The sequence below is a fragment of the Nocardia donostiensis genome (assembly GCF_002081715.1).
In the GTDB taxonomy this organism is placed as follows: domain Bacteria; phylum Actinomycetota; class Actinomycetes; order Mycobacteriales; family Mycobacteriaceae; genus Nocardia; species Nocardia donostiensis.
Window position 1 is genome coordinate 65,641 of record NZ_MUKP01000001.1, and the last position, 13,013, is coordinate 78,653.

Genomic DNA, 13,013 nt, shown 5'->3' on the forward strand with positions numbered 1-13,013 from the left:
TCGCGTTCCCCGCCCCAAGACGATAGACTCGCCACGCCGAAAGGCACGCCGCCTTAGCTCAGTCGGTAGAGCGCTTCACTCGTAATGAAAAGGTCGGGGGTTCGATTCCCCCAGGCGGCTCCATACCTCCTGGTAGATCCAGGTTTTTGCACCGTGAGTGCCGGGCTTCACCGGCCCGGACTCACAACTGAGTCGCAACAAATTCACCGAGCTTGCCTGGTCACGACTGCTCTGTCAGGGTGTGCTCGCGCGACCTGACCGGCTGGCGCTGCACTCACGGGTGTCACGCGTGCGAAGACGGTGATCATTGCGGCGACTCCGATGGCTGCTGCGGTGATCAGGGCGGTGGCCAGCCACCCGAACCACTCGACTGCCGCCGCACCGAAGGCGGTCCCGAGGCTGCCACCGACGAAGTAGACCAGCATGTACGCACTGTTGAAGCGTGCCGGTGCGGCGGGATCGATCGCCAGGACGGTGCTCTGGTTGGCCACCTGGGCAGCGAACAGCCCTGCGTCGAAGACCGCCAGGCAGACCAGTGTCACGAACGTGTTCGCGAGGCTGAAGCTCACGACGGCCGCGGCTATCCCGGCCAGGACAAGGCCGGCGAGGATCACTCGGCGGGCACCATCGCGGTCGGTCCGCGCGCCCGCGATCTGCGTGGCCACGATGCCTGAGAGGCCCGCCAGTGCGTACAGGCCGATCCGTTCGGCCGAGTAGGAGTACGGGGGCTCGGAGAGTGCTACGGCTATGCCGGCCCATACCGCGCAGAACGCGAAGAACCACATGGAGCCACGGAGAGCGGCAACGCGCAAGGTCGCGTGGTGGACGAACAAGCCAGGGAGGGAACGCAACGTGGAGAGGTAGCCGCGCTCGGCGTTGCCGGGTGCTGAGGGGAGCGCCACAAGGCAACACACGGCAACGAGGCCGCAGGCAGCAGCGAACACGAGCAGCATCCCGCGCCAGCCGAGCTCGTCTGCGAGCCACCCGCCCACAATCCGACCTGCCAGGATGCCGACCGAGATGCCGGCGGTCACCATCCCCAAGACCGTTGCCCGCCGCTGCGGAAAAGCCAACCGGCCCGCGACCGAGCTCAGACCGGCTCCGACCGCCGAACATGCTCCGATCAGGCCGACTACTGGACCCAGCAACGTGACGGTTCCAACGGCGGCGCTGGCTGCGAGCGCACACGCAAGGACCCCGAACTGAGCGGCGAGGACGCGCCCAGGGGCAAAGCGGTCGACCAGCGGCACAAGAAGACCGAGGCCAACCATGTAGCCGATGGGCCCGCAAGCGAGCGCAATGCCGACGGCAGTGATCTGCGTACCAAACGAATCCGCCACATCCGCGATTGCGGGCTGCATCGGGTAGATGGTCGACGTGCCGAGGGCAGCCGCAACTGACATGAACAGGATGATGGGACCGCGGAGCCGAGTAGTAGGAGGAGCCTCGGCGCTGGTATCAGTTCGCACTCGACCGACCGTAAGGACGCACGAATCGTGTTACTGGCGGTAATGCGACGTGACCGTCCTGGCGCGCAGCCAGCCAGAGTGCAGGCAAACCAATCCAGCCTGTTTCCACTCCGGGCACCGAACCGAGTCCATACGCAAGATGTCGCAGGGTTGCCGGCGGGGGTGTGCCGATTGTTATGAGGTGACCGCAAGGTGGCGAGCTGACGGCCGAGCGGCGGATGTTCCGGGAACATATCCGCCGCCCGGCCTTCCGGTGGCTGGGGTGCCCCGCTGCTGCGCGGTGAGTAAGATCTCACTGCCCGATCATCGGCTCCGCGAGTTCGGTCTCATCTTGATCCAACCGCATCCCTGGCACGGCTGACGGTCGAGGACCTCACCGCCCAGCGGCCTTCGACGCGGGCGCGACCAGAAGATCAAGCCGTCGTGGACAGGCCAACGGTGTTGCTTTGGTGAGTTGGATCGATGAATGGGCCCGGAAAATGGTCCAGTACACCCAGCGTTTGAGTGGTGAACTGACGAAGGCGGCAGGGGCTTCGGCCGACGGGGTCAGCTCTATCGGGCGTGGAGCTGAGGCGGCAGCCGCAGAGCTGAAGAAAGCGGACAGGGGGATCAATCATGTCCTCGCTGACGCTAACCCGCCGTCGGCGCCCCCGTTGCTGGAGTCCGGGCCTGTCCCGCTGGGCCGTTTCTACAATGGAGCGCGGCTGTGGCAGTGCGAGCAAGTATTTCCGAAGGCCTTCCGCGGGAAGGAAGCCGCAGCCGAACCGGGCTATATTCGGACGGCTTCGCACAGTACCGCCGGGGACGTTGTTTACCTGACGGACAGCGATGAGATCGCCGGTGTGTACGGAACGATCACGAGCTGGACCGATGTCCGTGACGGCACCATGCGGTTCCACCCGGCGGGCATGGTGCTGGGTATCGCCGCCGACCGTATCCACGCGAAACCTATGGCTGTAGATGGTCATTCGGCGAAGAACTTCGTCGAAGGGGTCAGCGACCGGGTGTATACGACCCAGGGACGTGTGGATACATCCACGATCGTCAGCGTGGAATTCCAAACCTACGAAAACATCATTGGCGATCCGGAGGTGACGTTGGTGGCCGACGGATTTCCCGGGTTCGAGGGGTTAGGGCAGGAGTCCCTGCGCGATCCCACGGTAGTCGCTGATCGGCTCTCGAATATCGCTGCTGCCGTGAGCAGAAGCTATCCAACGATCGATATCCGCGTCGGCGTCAACCGTCTCTCCAGTGAGGAAGCGATCAGAACATTCCTGGCCACGTGAGGCCCATAGTCCGGTAGCGGGCTGCCTCGCAGAGTTCGGTCCTGCGTCCGAACTGGCAAGATCAGTCGCGCGTCGCTCCCGCGCAGTGATGAGGTCAGTCCTGCCTATACAGCGACGCGGGCGAGTCCTATGACGATGAACGGGTTATCTCGTCCATCAGCATGCGCAGAGTCAGTGAATGCTTGTGCGGTGGAAGGGCGTCCAGTGCGCTTTGCGCGACCCGTCGGCCTTCCTGGTGATCGCCGCTGCGAGCCAGCATCAACCCACGGTGCATTTCGAGATGAGTTGCGAATCTGGGTAGTTCTGGGGGTAGCTCACGTCGTGCTTGGTCTTGGGCTTCGATCGCGAGTTTCTCGTCGCCGAGGCGTGCTGCCAGCAATGATAAGAAGACGTTCATCCGCCACCACGGCACGGCGTAGTCCGATGTCTGCTCGCCGGAGCCTGTGCTGTCGAATACCCGGCGACCGTCCTCGATGAGCGTGCGCGCGGTCCGCTCATCGGTGCGCAGTACGGCGACGTGCGCCTTCCCCATGATTGCGTTCAGCCGACCGAGGCTTGGCTTGTCCGATATGGCCATGGCCTGCTCGGCGAACAGATCAGCTATAGGAAGCGCCGCACCTTCATAGCCCAGCGCGATGGCAGCTCGTCCGCGGACCCACACCCGCGTTTGCTCGTCGTCGGATCGGTCGGCGGCTTCGGCTGCAAGCCGATACCAGGAGACCGCCTTGGCGCCATCGGTTCCAGGAAAAGTTTTGGCATACAAGGTCATCAAACGTGCTGCTGCTGCCCACATCCGAGGCGTGTCGAGCTGTTGCTGGAGCACCGCCAGGTCGACAGCGAGACGGCGTTGAATATCTGCAGCGCCCATCGACATGTAGTCGGTGCCATAGGAAGCCAGCTTGAAATCCCACGTCTCATCGTCCGGCCCGAGGTGGTCGAGCCGGGCAGAAAAACCTACCGCCAGCAGATCCGAGGCGACCACGGGAGCGATGCTGGTCGCCGCAACCTGGGCCAGGAATTTTCGTCGGTTCACGTCGTCGTCCTCCAAGACCGCTAGAGGAACATCAAGAACGGCGGACAGGTGCCGAAGCCAAAACGCGCTCGGCGAGGTCTCCCCGTTTTCCCAACGCCGCGAAATGTACTCGCGCGAGATGTTCGCACCGGAATGTGCGCACAACTCATCGGCGAGCTTGCCTTGTGACCACCCCCGCGCTTTCCGCAGTTCGCGGATGAGTTCGCCCACCGCCATGTACTCGATCATCGCCTACACCGGGGTCTCAGGAAAGGCTATGGATCCCGCGAAAGTGATGTGCCACTACCGATGCCACTATCAGCGGCCCTTACAACGCCGCGCACGGCTGAAGTTCGTTCGATGCCACTGCGCTTGCTACTCCGAGTGATGTTCACATTTTGTGATGCTGCTCACCGACCCCGATGTCGGGCCGTTGTCGTTTCCTTTCGGCACATCGGCCGGTAGTGCCACTGGCTGGTGGCGTAAGCCCTCGGCATCGGGCGTCATAAAACTCACGTAGCAGGGAGGGATCAAGGGGAGATGGTGTTGTTCGATCAGATCAGACAGTCAGTACAGGAAAACGGCCTGGTGGCGTCGGCGCCACTGCCTAACGATGTCGTTTCAGAAGCGGATACGCCCGCGTCGCGGTGCTCGTTTTATCGGCGGGTGTGCGCGATTCCTGCGAGTGTGCAGCCGGGGACGGGTTGCATCCTGGTGCGTGCTGGGACGGTGACGGCGGTGACTACGCCAGCGCACTACGGACAGGCGGTGTTGGCGTATATGCGGACGAGCGGGCTCAAAATTGGGCCGGTGGTGTCGTATCCGCGTTCTCGGTTGTGGTCGTTCCTGGCGTTGCCGCATCTGCGGCCGGGTTCACCGGAGGCAGATGGGTTGTTCTACTACCACACCTCGGTGGCGGCAATGGGAACGGTGATCGGGTTGCCGTCTCCGGCGCATCCGGCGAGGCGGGTGTGGGTGCATCCGCCGGTAGGAGTGTTTCGGCCGTCGGCGTCGGTGGTGGTGTCGTGCTTGCGCAGGATCATCGACGATGGGCGTGTCAGTGCCGCCGTGTCGCTGCGCAGCAACTCGGATCGGTAGGTGTGGGGATGGTTGGGGATATCTCTCCATGCCCGCACGAGCCGGATGTGCGTCTGGTGGTGCTGTTCGCGCCGGGTGTGCGCATGGATTTCGTTGCTTGCCTGACGGCTGCGCTGCGGTTCGTTCAGGACTGGCAAGCGCACAAACGGCACCGGCCCGTGGCGATTGTTTCCGGCGGCACGGATGGTCTGACTCGGTTGCCGAACGAGCGTCTCTACCTCCACCCGTGAGGCGAAGCATGAACCACGACGTCAGTGACGACGAAATCGGGCTCATCAGCGACATCATCACCAGCATTGATGACCGGCTGGACCGAGCGCTGGCCGACGGCCGCCAAGCGTTGCGGCCCCGCGCCCACATCTACGCCCGCGTGCTGTTCGCGGTGATCAGCAGCGCACGCGAAACCAGCGGGGCATTTGGTGCGGGCCTGCTCGCAACCCCGCTGCTCGAGCCGCTGAACAACGCCCCAGCTCGCGAGGAGGTCACTGCACTCGACCACCTCATCGACGCCACCATCGCCGAGTACACCGCTCCCGCCAACTGAGACATGGAATTCGACGTATCACGCACAGCAGGCGAGACCCATGGGTTTGGCAGTTCAAGCGACCAGGTTTCCTAGGGCCGCGAGAGACGTCGTGCTGCTGGGTCAGCTGTCGAGCAGGGATACGTCGCGCTCGGCGGTAAGCGAGCCCGCTGCCTCTGGGGCGGCGTCGCCGGTGTTCACGACGCCTGCGGGTTCGATGAGCATGGCGCTGACGGTGCCTTCGGCGATGGGGCAGTGTTCTACGCCGCGGGGGACTACATAGAGCTGGCCGGGGCCGAGGGTTACGTCGCCGTCGCGGAGTTGGATGGTGAGGGAGCCGTCGATGACGAGGAAGAGTTCATCGGTGTCGGGGTGGGTGTGCCAGACGAACTCGCCCTCGAGTTTGACGAGTTTGATCTCGTAGTCGTTGAGGGTGGCAACGATTTTCGGGGACCAAGTGTCGGTGAACTGGGACAGTTTGTGATTGAGGTCGACAACGGCCATGGATCGAGCTTAATAACACCGGTCCATGGCCGTTGCGCATCGAGGAAGGTCAGTCGAGTACCGCGGCCACTGCTTCGACGCTCTCCTGATAGGGAAATCGAATGCGAACAGCCTTGCATGGTTCACGAATGCCCTTGCCGGAGCAAGATGGCGGCACAGAAGTCAGCGGCGGTTTTCAGGGTTCGCGGTCTGGTGCGCAGGTGCGGGGTGCGGGCGATATCGTTGGCGACGCCGAGCACCGCGTGCAGCCTGATCTTCGCTTCCGGTTCGCTCAGTGCGGGAGCGGCGGCGAACATCAGGTGCAGCCATTCGCTGATGTAATCGCGCTGGGTTTGTTTGATGACGGCCAGCTCGGTGTCATCCAGATGCCTGGCCTCGGTGAGCATGATGGTCATGTTGTCGCAGTGGTGCACCGTGAAATCGATATAGGAGGTCAACAGCCGCCGTAGTCCGTCGGCCGGTGTGCTCGCCCGGCGCAGCGCCCAGTACATATCGTGGCGCACCCATTCGTGGCCGCGGTGCAGGGTCGCTGCGAGTAGTTGCTGTTTGGAAGCGAAATGGTGGTAGATGCTCGGGCCCGCGATACCGGCTCGGGCACCGATCTGCTCCATGCTGACTCTGGTGTACCCACGTTCGGCGAACAGTGCTATCGCCGCCGCGAGTATCCGTTCCCGGCGGGCGACCGGCGCCAAACCGGGTGCATCGGAACCGGTGGTGGGCTCGTGGGCGCCGGTGGGCTCGGCGGTCAGGATCGTGCGGACGATCTCGGCCAGCAGCCGTTCGTAAGCCGGTCTCGGCAGCTCGTCGGGACGATACGAGGTACTGCACAGAGCGAAGAAGGTGCAGAGGGAAAACATATCGGCGTCGGCTGCCGAAAGGTCGGGGCGGCGGGCGCGGATCAGCGCGGTGAGCAGCTCGGCCGTGTACCGGACCTCCTCGCGTAACCGCTGATGCTCAGGGCCCGGCAGGCTGCGCGACTCTCGTTGCCACAGGGCCCCCAGCCGGTTCCTGCGCAACGCCACCACTGCCAGTCGCTCCGCGATACCGGGTAGGTCTTCGCTGTCGCAGTCCCGCAGAGTGTCCTGTACCGGGCCGATCTCCGCCATGATCGCGGCGACGAGTAGTTCCGGTTTGTTCGGGAAATGCCGGTACAGCGCCGAGGGGCTGACGTTCAAGGCTACGGCGACATCGCTCATCGCCACCTGCTCGTAACCGTGCCGATAGAACAGCTCGGTGACTTCTGCGACGATCAGCTGGCGGCGGTTACGTGGACGTGTGCCCCGGGCGGGTATGCCCGAACGACTCGTCTCGTCTGCGGTCGTGCCGGTCACGGTCTCCTGGTCCCCTTCCGATAGCCTCGCCGCGGCAGCCTACTTTTCACTCCCGGATCCGCTCGGCCGGCCGCGCCGCTTCGACAGCGAACTGTTCGCGTAGTACGCGGCGCAGCACCTTTCCGATCGGTGAACGCGGAAGGGCAGGCACGAACGTCACCGCCGTCACTTTCCGCACCGAACCGACCCGCTGACGAGTCCACTCGATCAGCTCATCCGCCTCGACCTCGGCGCCGTCGCGCAGTACGACAGCCGCGTGCGGTGTCTCGCCCCATTTGGGGTGCGCAGTGCCGACCACCGCGGCCTCCAGCACCGCGGGATGTTCGGCGAGGGCCTGCTCGAGTTCGATCGGCCAGATGTTGTAGCCGCCGGAGATTATGGTGTCCTCTTTACGGTCGGACAGGTAGAGGAAGCCGTCCTCCGATATCCAGCCCATATCTCTGGTGCGCAGGCCGCCACCCGGAGTGAGCCGTTCCGCGGTCGCCTCCGGGTTGCCCCAGATTTCCCGCATCCGGCCGGGTGTACGACCGACCACCTCCCCGATCTCGCCGACGGGAAGTTCGTTGCCGTCGTCGTCGACGATGACCACGTCCGAGTTGGGGGTCGGGCGACCCGCCGACCGAATCCACCGCCGCTGTTCCTCGGTGCCGTCGACGACGTGATGCTGCGGTGTCAGGACTGTCAGCGGTAAGGCTTCGCTCTGCCCGTAGATCTGATACATGATGTTGCCCCACAGCTTGATCGCTGCGGTCAGGGTGGCCGGGGTGGCCGGCGCTGTCCCGTAGAACACGGTACGCAGGCTGGACAGGTCGCGGTCGGCGGCTGCCGGATGATCGGTGATCATCTGGATCATCGTCGGCACCCCCATGGCCACGGTCACTCGTTCTTGTTCCACCAGGTCGAGGAACCGGCCGGGCTCGAAGGATGACATCGCCACGATGGCCGCACCCGCGGCGACCATCGGCCAGACGAACATGCCCGCCGCATGTGTCAACGGCGCGGGCGCCAGATAACGGTCCCGCTCGGTGAGGCGGGGGATGATCAACGCGATCTCGTTGCCCATATCCATCCAGCCCCGGACCGTGTGCAGGATGCCCTTGGATTTGCCGGTGGTGCCCGCGGAGAAACGGATGATGTGCGGATCGTCCTCGTACAGCATGACGTCGGGCGGCTCGGGCGAGGCGGCAGTGAGCGTGCGTTCGTAGTCGATCGCGGTATCGGGCGCTGCGCCGGTATCGTCGCCGATGACGAGAACCACGCGCAACGCGGACAATCGTGGCAGCACCGGCACCAGCGCGGCATAGTGTTTGCGCTGGACGATCAATGCTGTCGCGCCGACCAGATCGAGCAGATATTCGTGTTTGTCCGGGGTGTCGTGCGCGTATAACGGGCAGCGCACGAAACCACCGAGTGCGGTGCCGCCGATGTGTTCGAGTGTCTCGAATGAATTGTCGGCCAACAGCGCGACCCGGTCGCCCTGTTCGATGCCCGCGTCGATCAGGGCGTTGGCCAACCGGGCCGATCGTTCGAGCAACTCGGTGTAGGTCTGCCTGCGCCCATCGCAGACGTAGGCGGTGTTGCCGCCGAATAGACGTGCGCTCTTGCGCAGCAGGGTTGCCGGGTCCATAGCGTTTCTCCCTCGTGAACCGCCCGGATGCTAGAGCGACCGGGCAATGACTTCTTTCATGATTTCGTTTGTGCCGCCGTAGACGCGGGCGACCCGGTGATCGACCCACAGATGTGAGATCGGGAATTCGGACAGATAGCCGTAACCACCGTGCAGTTGCAGGCAGGAATCGAGTACGCGCATCGCGGTTTCGGTGGTCCACCATTTGACCATCGCCGCGGTCGCGGTATCCAGCTCGCCGTGCAGGTGCCGGTCGATGCAGTCGTCGACGAAAGCGCGAGCAACCGCGGTTTCAGTGGCGGCTTCGGCGAGGGCGAACTTGGTGTGCTGGAAGTCGAAAACGTGCTGTCCGAATGCGGGACGCGACTTGGTGTAGCGGATCGTCTGCTCGACAGCCGTTTCCATGGTGGCGACGGCGACAACACCAATGGTGAGCCGTTCCTGGGGCAGTTGCTGCATCAACTGGCGGAAGCCGTGTCCTGGTTCGCCGCCGAGGACTGCGGTACGCGGTACCCGGACACCGTCGAAGAACAGCTCCGACGCGTCTTGGCCCCGCTGCCCGATCTTGTCCAGGATGCGGCCCCGGCGGAAACCTGGACGGTCCGTTTCGACCAGGAGCAGGGAAATACCGCGCGAGCCGGCGTCCGGATCGGTTTTGGCTACAACGATCACCAGATCTGCGAACGAGCCGTTGGTGATGAAGGTTTTGGCGCCGTCGAGCACGTATTCGTCGCCGTCTATTCGTGCTCGGGTGCGGATACCTTGCAGATCGGAACCGGCGTCCGGCTCGGTCATCGCGATAGCGGCCACTGTTTCACCGCTGGCCATTTTCGGTAGCCAGTCCCGTTTCTGCTGTGCGGTGCCGTAGGCCAGTAGATAATGCGCGGCTACTACGCAGTGCACTCCGATGCCCCACGCGTTGTCACCCACGCGCGCCTGCTCCTCCAACAGCACCGCCTCGTGCGCGTAGGTCCCCCCGCCTCCGCCGTACTCTTCGGGGATGGACAGGCACAGCAGGCCGAGCTTGCCTGCCTTGTGCCAGACGTCGCGGTCGATATGGTGTTGCTCCCGCCAGCGCTGCTGGTGCGGTAACAATTCTTGGTCACAGAACTTGCGTGCGAGGTCACGGAATTCGGCCAGATCCTCGGTCGGCCATAGAGCTGCTCGCGTCATATCACACCACGAATCCGCCGCCGCAGAGCAGAGTCTGCCCACTGATGTAGTCCGATTCGGGAATGCAGAACAGGTATACGGCGCCGGCGGCTTCTTCCGGTGTGCCGCCGCGACCCAGGGGAATGCTGCGTTCCATCGTTGCCATCAGTTCCGGGTTGACCCCGACCTTGATCGTCCGGCCTTCGAGTTCGATCGAGCCGCCGGTATCGGCGGTGGCCTCGGTGAGCCGGGTGCGAATGAGGCCGAAGGCTACGGTGTTGACGGTGACGTTGTAGCGTCCCCATTCTTTGGCCAGCGTCTTGGTCAACCCGATCATTCCGGCTTTGGCCGCCGAGTAGTTGGCCTGGCCCGGGTTTCCGCCGGTCCCCGCCATCGAGGAAATATTCACCACTTTGCGGCACCGAACCGAACCGGTCTCACGTTCGCGTTTCGCGGCGCTCGCGAGTACCGGCTGCGCTGCGCGAAGGATTCGGAAGGGTGCTTTCAGGTGCACGTCGAGGATCGCGTCCCACTGTTCGTCGGTCATCTTCTGGACTACCGAATCCCAGGTGTAGCCGGCGTTGTTCACGATGATGTCGATACCGCCGTAGGTGTCCACGGCGGTGCCGACGAAGCGTTCCGGGAAGTCTGTGTCGACCACACTGCCGACGCAGGCCGTCGCCTGCCCGCCCGCCTGGGTGATCGACGCGACGGTTTCCTGCGCGGGTGCCGAGTCGAGATCGTTGACCACGACGCGGGCGCCGTCGGCGGCGAGCTTCTGGGCGATGGCCTTGCCGATGCCGCGACCAGAGCCGGTGACCAGCGCTGTCTTTCCGTTCAATTTTGCCATGGGGCAATGCCTTTCGCTGTTCAATCGATGGTGACGGTCGCGTTGCCGCGCAGCGTTTCGGTGCCGTCCGCGAGTGTTGCGGTCAGTTCCAGTACGGCCACGCGCTCGCCGTCGTGTTCCTCGATGGCGGTCACCCGCGCGGTGCAGGTCGGCGCGGCGTGTACCGGAGTGATTGCGGCAAAGCGCACCTGCATCGTGCGGATACGCTCCTGCGGCACCCGTTCGGTCAGCAGTCGGCCCAGGTAGGCCATGCTGAGCATTCCGTGGGTGAAGACATCGTCGTATCCGGCGGCTCTGGCCGCATCGGTGTCGATATGGATCGGATTGTGGTCGCCGGAAGCGCCGGCGAACAGTGCGAGAGTCGTCCTGGAGATCGGATCGACGTGCAGCGGCGGTAGTTCGTCGCCGAGTTCGAGTACCAGAGGTTTCATCGGGGCGTCTCCTCGTTTCGCACCACGACTACATCGCGCAGATCGGCGACGGGTTCATCGTTACGGGTGACCGCGGTGTGCCGCACAATGAACTGCAGTGTGCCGTTCTTCTTGGCGTAGATATCGCTGATGCGGCTCCGGGCGGTCAGATAGTCGTCGGCATAGACAAGCTGGTGATAGGTGAACTCCTGCTCGCCGTGTAGGACGCGGTCGAGTGCAACCCCCAGTTCGTTCAGCCAGTCGAAGGGTTCCGCTCGTTCGTGGTGCAGCGCGCACAGGAACGTCGGCGGCGCCGGCAGATCCGGATGCCCGGCCGCCGCCGCCGCGGCGATGTCGAAGTAGATCGGATCGCGCTGACCGGTTGCTTCGGCGAAGAGCCGTAACCTGCCCCGTTCCACCAGCATGGTGCTCGGTGGCAGCTCGGTGCCGATGGCGGCGGGATCGATCATCATCAGCGCACCGTCCGGTACAGCGTCACCACACAGGCGCCGCCGAGCCCGATGTTGTGCTGTAGTGCGAGGTTCGCTCGCTCGACCTGACGCGCACCGGCCTGGCCGCGCAGCTGCCACACCAGTTCGGCGCATTGGGCCAATCCGGTCGCTCCCAGCGGATGGCCTTTGGCCAGCAATCCGCCCGATGGGTTCACCACCGTCTGACCGCCGAAGGTGTTGTCGCCGTCGCGGACGAACTTTTCCGCGGTGCCGGTCGGTGTGAGTCCGAGTGCCTCATAACTGATCAGCTCGTTCGGGGTGAAGCAGTCGTGTAATTCGACCACCGGGATATCGGTCGGTTCGACCCCCGAGGCGGCGTAGACCTCGGCCGCAGCGCGTGCGGTCATGTCGTAGCCGACCAGATTGATCGGGTCCGGCGGGTCGAAGCTGATCGGCTGGTCGGTGGTCATCGACTGCGCGGCGATCTCCACCGGAGCGTTCAGTCCGTGTCGATCGGCGAACTCCGGGCTACAGATGATCGCGGCGGCGGCCCCGCAGGTGGGCGGGCAGCATTGCAGCCGGGTGAGCGTGCCGAACACGGTGGGCGAGTCGAGTACTTCGCGCACGGTCAGCGGGTCTCGGAACACGGCGTTGGGGTTGTGTGCAGCATGCGCTCGCGCCTTGACAGTGATGCTCGCGAAGGTTTCCGGCTCGGTGCCGTATCGCTCGGCGTAGGCCATGCCTGCGCCCCCGAAGAACCGCGCGGCCATCGGCACGTCCTCGGGGATGCCGCCGATCTGTAGCGCGGTGTCGTCGAACCGCTGAAACGGGGTGGGCCGGTCGTCCCAGTGCGCGACCAGTGCGCCGGGGCGCATCTGCTCGAAACCGACCGCCAGTACGCACTCCGCGGCGCCGTACTCGACGGCCTGACGGGCGGCCCACAGCGCGGACGATCCGGTCGAGCAGTTGTTGTTCACGTTCACCACCGGGACACCGGGCAGTCCGACCCGGTACACCGCGTTTTGTCCTGATGTCGAGTCTCCATACACATAGCCCGCGAAGATCTGCTGGACGTCGCCGAGTTCCACGCCGGCGTCGGCCAAAGCGGCGCGGATGGCTTCTTCGGCCATCGCATCGTAAGTTCGAGCTCTACGTGGTGTTTCGAAGGGGCACATCCCTACGCCCAGCACTCTTGCTCCGGTGTTTCCGCTAGCCATGCACATCCTCCATACTCTGGCCTAAAATTTGAGACTTGTCTCACGCGCCTATTTGAGATTCACTTAATGTAGCTGGACGAGA

The 13,013-nt window shown here is 64.1% G+C and carries 14 protein-coding genes and 1 tRNA gene; 5 read left to right on the forward strand and 10 right to left on the reverse strand.

Going from position 1 to position 13,013, the window contains the following annotated elements; genetic code table 11:
• Positions 1 to 47: 47 nt before the first annotated feature.
• Positions 48 to 123: transfer RNA gene (locus B0T44_RS00285), tRNA-Thr, on the forward strand.
• Positions 124 to 203: 80 nt separating this feature from the next.
• Here the strand turns inward: B0T44_RS00285 and B0T44_RS00290 are convergent.
• A complete protein-coding gene (locus B0T44_RS00290; protein ID WP_081511425.1) occupies positions 204 to 1,403 on the reverse strand; it encodes an MFS transporter in 1,200 nt (399 codons plus the stop codon).
• A gap of 515 nt (positions 1,404 to 1,918) precedes the next feature.
• Here B0T44_RS00290 and B0T44_RS00295 point away from each other — a divergent pair.
• On the forward strand, positions 1,919 to 2,755 hold the full coding sequence (locus B0T44_RS00295) for a hypothetical protein (protein ID WP_139347894.1): 837 nt from the start codon (positions 1,919 to 1,921) through the stop codon (positions 2,753 to 2,755).
• Positions 2,756 to 2,882: 127 nt separating this feature from the next.
• Here the strand turns inward: B0T44_RS00295 and B0T44_RS00300 are convergent, their stop codons facing one another.
• Positions 2,883 to 4,016 carry a helix-turn-helix domain-containing protein gene (locus B0T44_RS00300; protein WP_217697523.1) on the reverse strand — a complete coding sequence of 378 codons (1,134 nt, stop codon included), beginning with the start codon at positions 4,014 to 4,016 and terminating at the stop codon, positions 2,883 to 2,885.
• Positions 4,017 to 4,505: 489 nt separating this feature from the next.
• Here B0T44_RS00300 and B0T44_RS26235 point away from each other — a divergent pair, with 489 nt between their 5' ends.
• The 3 genes from B0T44_RS26235 to B0T44_RS00310 are packed head-to-tail and all read left to right on the forward strand — an operon-like array spanning position 4,506 to position 5,409.
• The gene (locus tag B0T44_RS26235; protein WP_139347893.1) at positions 4,506 to 4,865 is read left to right on the forward strand and encodes a hypothetical protein; all 360 of its coding nucleotides are present in this window, start codon (positions 4,506 to 4,508) and stop codon (positions 4,863 to 4,865) included.
• Between the two features lie 47 nt (positions 4,866 to 4,912).
• On the forward strand, positions 4,913 to 5,095 hold the full coding sequence (locus B0T44_RS26240; RefSeq protein ID WP_139347892.1) for a hypothetical protein: 183 nt from the start codon (positions 4,913 to 4,915) through the stop codon (positions 5,093 to 5,095).
• Positions 5,096 to 5,103: 8 nt separating this feature from the next.
• Positions 5,104 to 5,409 (forward strand): hypothetical protein, encoded by a 306-nt coding sequence (locus B0T44_RS00310; protein WP_077118678.1) that lies wholly within the window; start codon positions 5,104 to 5,106, stop codon positions 5,407 to 5,409.
• A 102-nt stretch (positions 5,410 to 5,511) separates the two neighbouring features.
• Here the strand turns inward: B0T44_RS00310 and B0T44_RS00315 are convergent, their stop codons facing one another.
• The 8 genes from B0T44_RS00315 to B0T44_RS00350 all read right to left on the reverse strand — a co-directional run bounded on the left by B0T44_RS00315 (position 5,512) and on the right by B0T44_RS00350 (position 12,931).
• On the reverse strand, positions 5,512 to 5,892 hold the full coding sequence (locus tag B0T44_RS00315) for a cupin domain-containing protein (RefSeq protein ID WP_077118676.1): 381 nt from the start codon (positions 5,890 to 5,892) through the stop codon (positions 5,512 to 5,514).
• A 122-nt stretch (positions 5,893 to 6,014) separates the two neighbouring features.
• Positions 6,015 to 7,223, reverse strand: coding sequence for a TetR/AcrR family transcriptional regulator (locus tag B0T44_RS00320; RefSeq protein ID WP_081511427.1), 1,209 nt, complete (start codon positions 7,221 to 7,223; stop codon positions 6,015 to 6,017).
• Positions 7,224 to 7,269: 46 nt separating this feature from the next.
• Complete coding sequence (locus B0T44_RS00325; RefSeq protein ID WP_077118674.1) at positions 7,270 to 8,850, reverse strand: class I adenylate-forming enzyme family protein; 1,581 nt, start codon at positions 8,848 to 8,850, stop codon at positions 7,270 to 7,272.
• Positions 8,851 to 8,880: 30 nt separating this feature from the next.
• The gene (locus B0T44_RS00330; protein ID WP_077118672.1) at positions 8,881 to 10,023 is read right to left on the reverse strand and encodes an acyl-CoA dehydrogenase family protein; all 1,143 of its coding nucleotides are present in this window, start codon (positions 10,021 to 10,023) and stop codon (positions 8,881 to 8,883) included.
• Between the two features lies 1 nt (position 10,024).
• Positions 10,025 to 10,852: an SDR family NAD(P)-dependent oxidoreductase gene (locus B0T44_RS00335; RefSeq protein ID WP_077118670.1), complete on the reverse strand. Its 828-nt coding sequence runs from the start codon at positions 10,850 to 10,852 to the stop codon at positions 10,025 to 10,027.
• A gap of 20 nt (positions 10,853 to 10,872) precedes the next feature.
• Entirely contained in the window at positions 10,873 to 11,283 is a 411-nt protein-coding gene (locus B0T44_RS00340; protein ID WP_077118668.1) for a MaoC/PaaZ C-terminal domain-containing protein, read from the reverse strand.
• Positions 11,280 to 11,735, reverse strand: a complete 456-nt coding sequence (locus tag B0T44_RS00345) for a MaoC family dehydratase N-terminal domain-containing protein (RefSeq protein WP_175648068.1) — start codon at positions 11,733 to 11,735, stop codon at positions 11,280 to 11,282. Before B0T44_RS00345 ends, B0T44_RS00340 begins: the two co-directional genes overlap by 4 nt.
• Complete coding sequence (locus B0T44_RS00350; RefSeq protein ID WP_077118666.1) at positions 11,735 to 12,931, reverse strand: lipid-transfer protein; 1,197 nt, start codon at positions 12,929 to 12,931, stop codon at positions 11,735 to 11,737. The genes B0T44_RS00345 and B0T44_RS00350 overlap by 1 nt, the downstream gene beginning before the upstream one ends.
• Between the last annotated feature and the right edge of the window lie 82 nt (positions 12,932 to 13,013).

Excerpts from the sequence above, each read along its gene's own strand:
- B0T44_RS00315 (WP_077118676.1), bottom strand. The coding sequence starts at position 5,892 with ATGGCCGTTGTCGACCTCAATCACAAACTGTCCCAGTTCACCGACACT.
- B0T44_RS00290 (WP_081511425.1), bottom strand. The coding sequence starts at position 1,403 with ATGTCAGTTGCGGCTGCCCTCGGCACGTCGACCATCTACCCGATGCAG.
- B0T44_RS00310 (WP_077118678.1), top strand. The coding sequence starts at position 5,104 with ATGAACCACGACGTCAGTGACGACGAAATCGGGCTCATCAGCGACATC.
- B0T44_RS00330 (WP_077118672.1), bottom strand. The coding sequence starts at position 10,023 with ATGACGCGAGCAGCTCTATGGCCGACCGAGGATCTGGCCGAATTCCGT.
- B0T44_RS00300 (WP_217697523.1), bottom strand. The coding sequence starts at position 4,016 with ATGATCGAGTACATGGCGGTGGGCGAACTCATCCGCGAACTGCGGAAA.
- B0T44_RS00350 (WP_077118666.1), bottom strand. The coding sequence starts at position 12,931 with ATGGCTAGCGGAAACACCGGAGCAAGAGTGCTGGGCGTAGGGATGTGC.
- B0T44_RS00345 (WP_175648068.1), bottom strand. The coding sequence starts at position 11,735 with ATGATGATCGATCCCGCCGCCATCGGCACCGAGCTGCCACCGAGCACC.
- B0T44_RS00335 (WP_077118670.1), bottom strand. The coding sequence starts at position 10,852 with ATGGCAAAATTGAACGGAAAGACAGCGCTGGTCACCGGCTCTGGTCGC.
- B0T44_RS00340 (WP_077118668.1), bottom strand. The coding sequence starts at position 11,283 with ATGAAACCTCTGGTACTCGAACTCGGCGACGAACTACCGCCGCTGCAC.
- B0T44_RS00325 (WP_077118674.1), bottom strand. The coding sequence starts at position 8,850 with ATGGACCCGGCAACCCTGCTGCGCAAGAGCGCACGTCTATTCGGCGGC.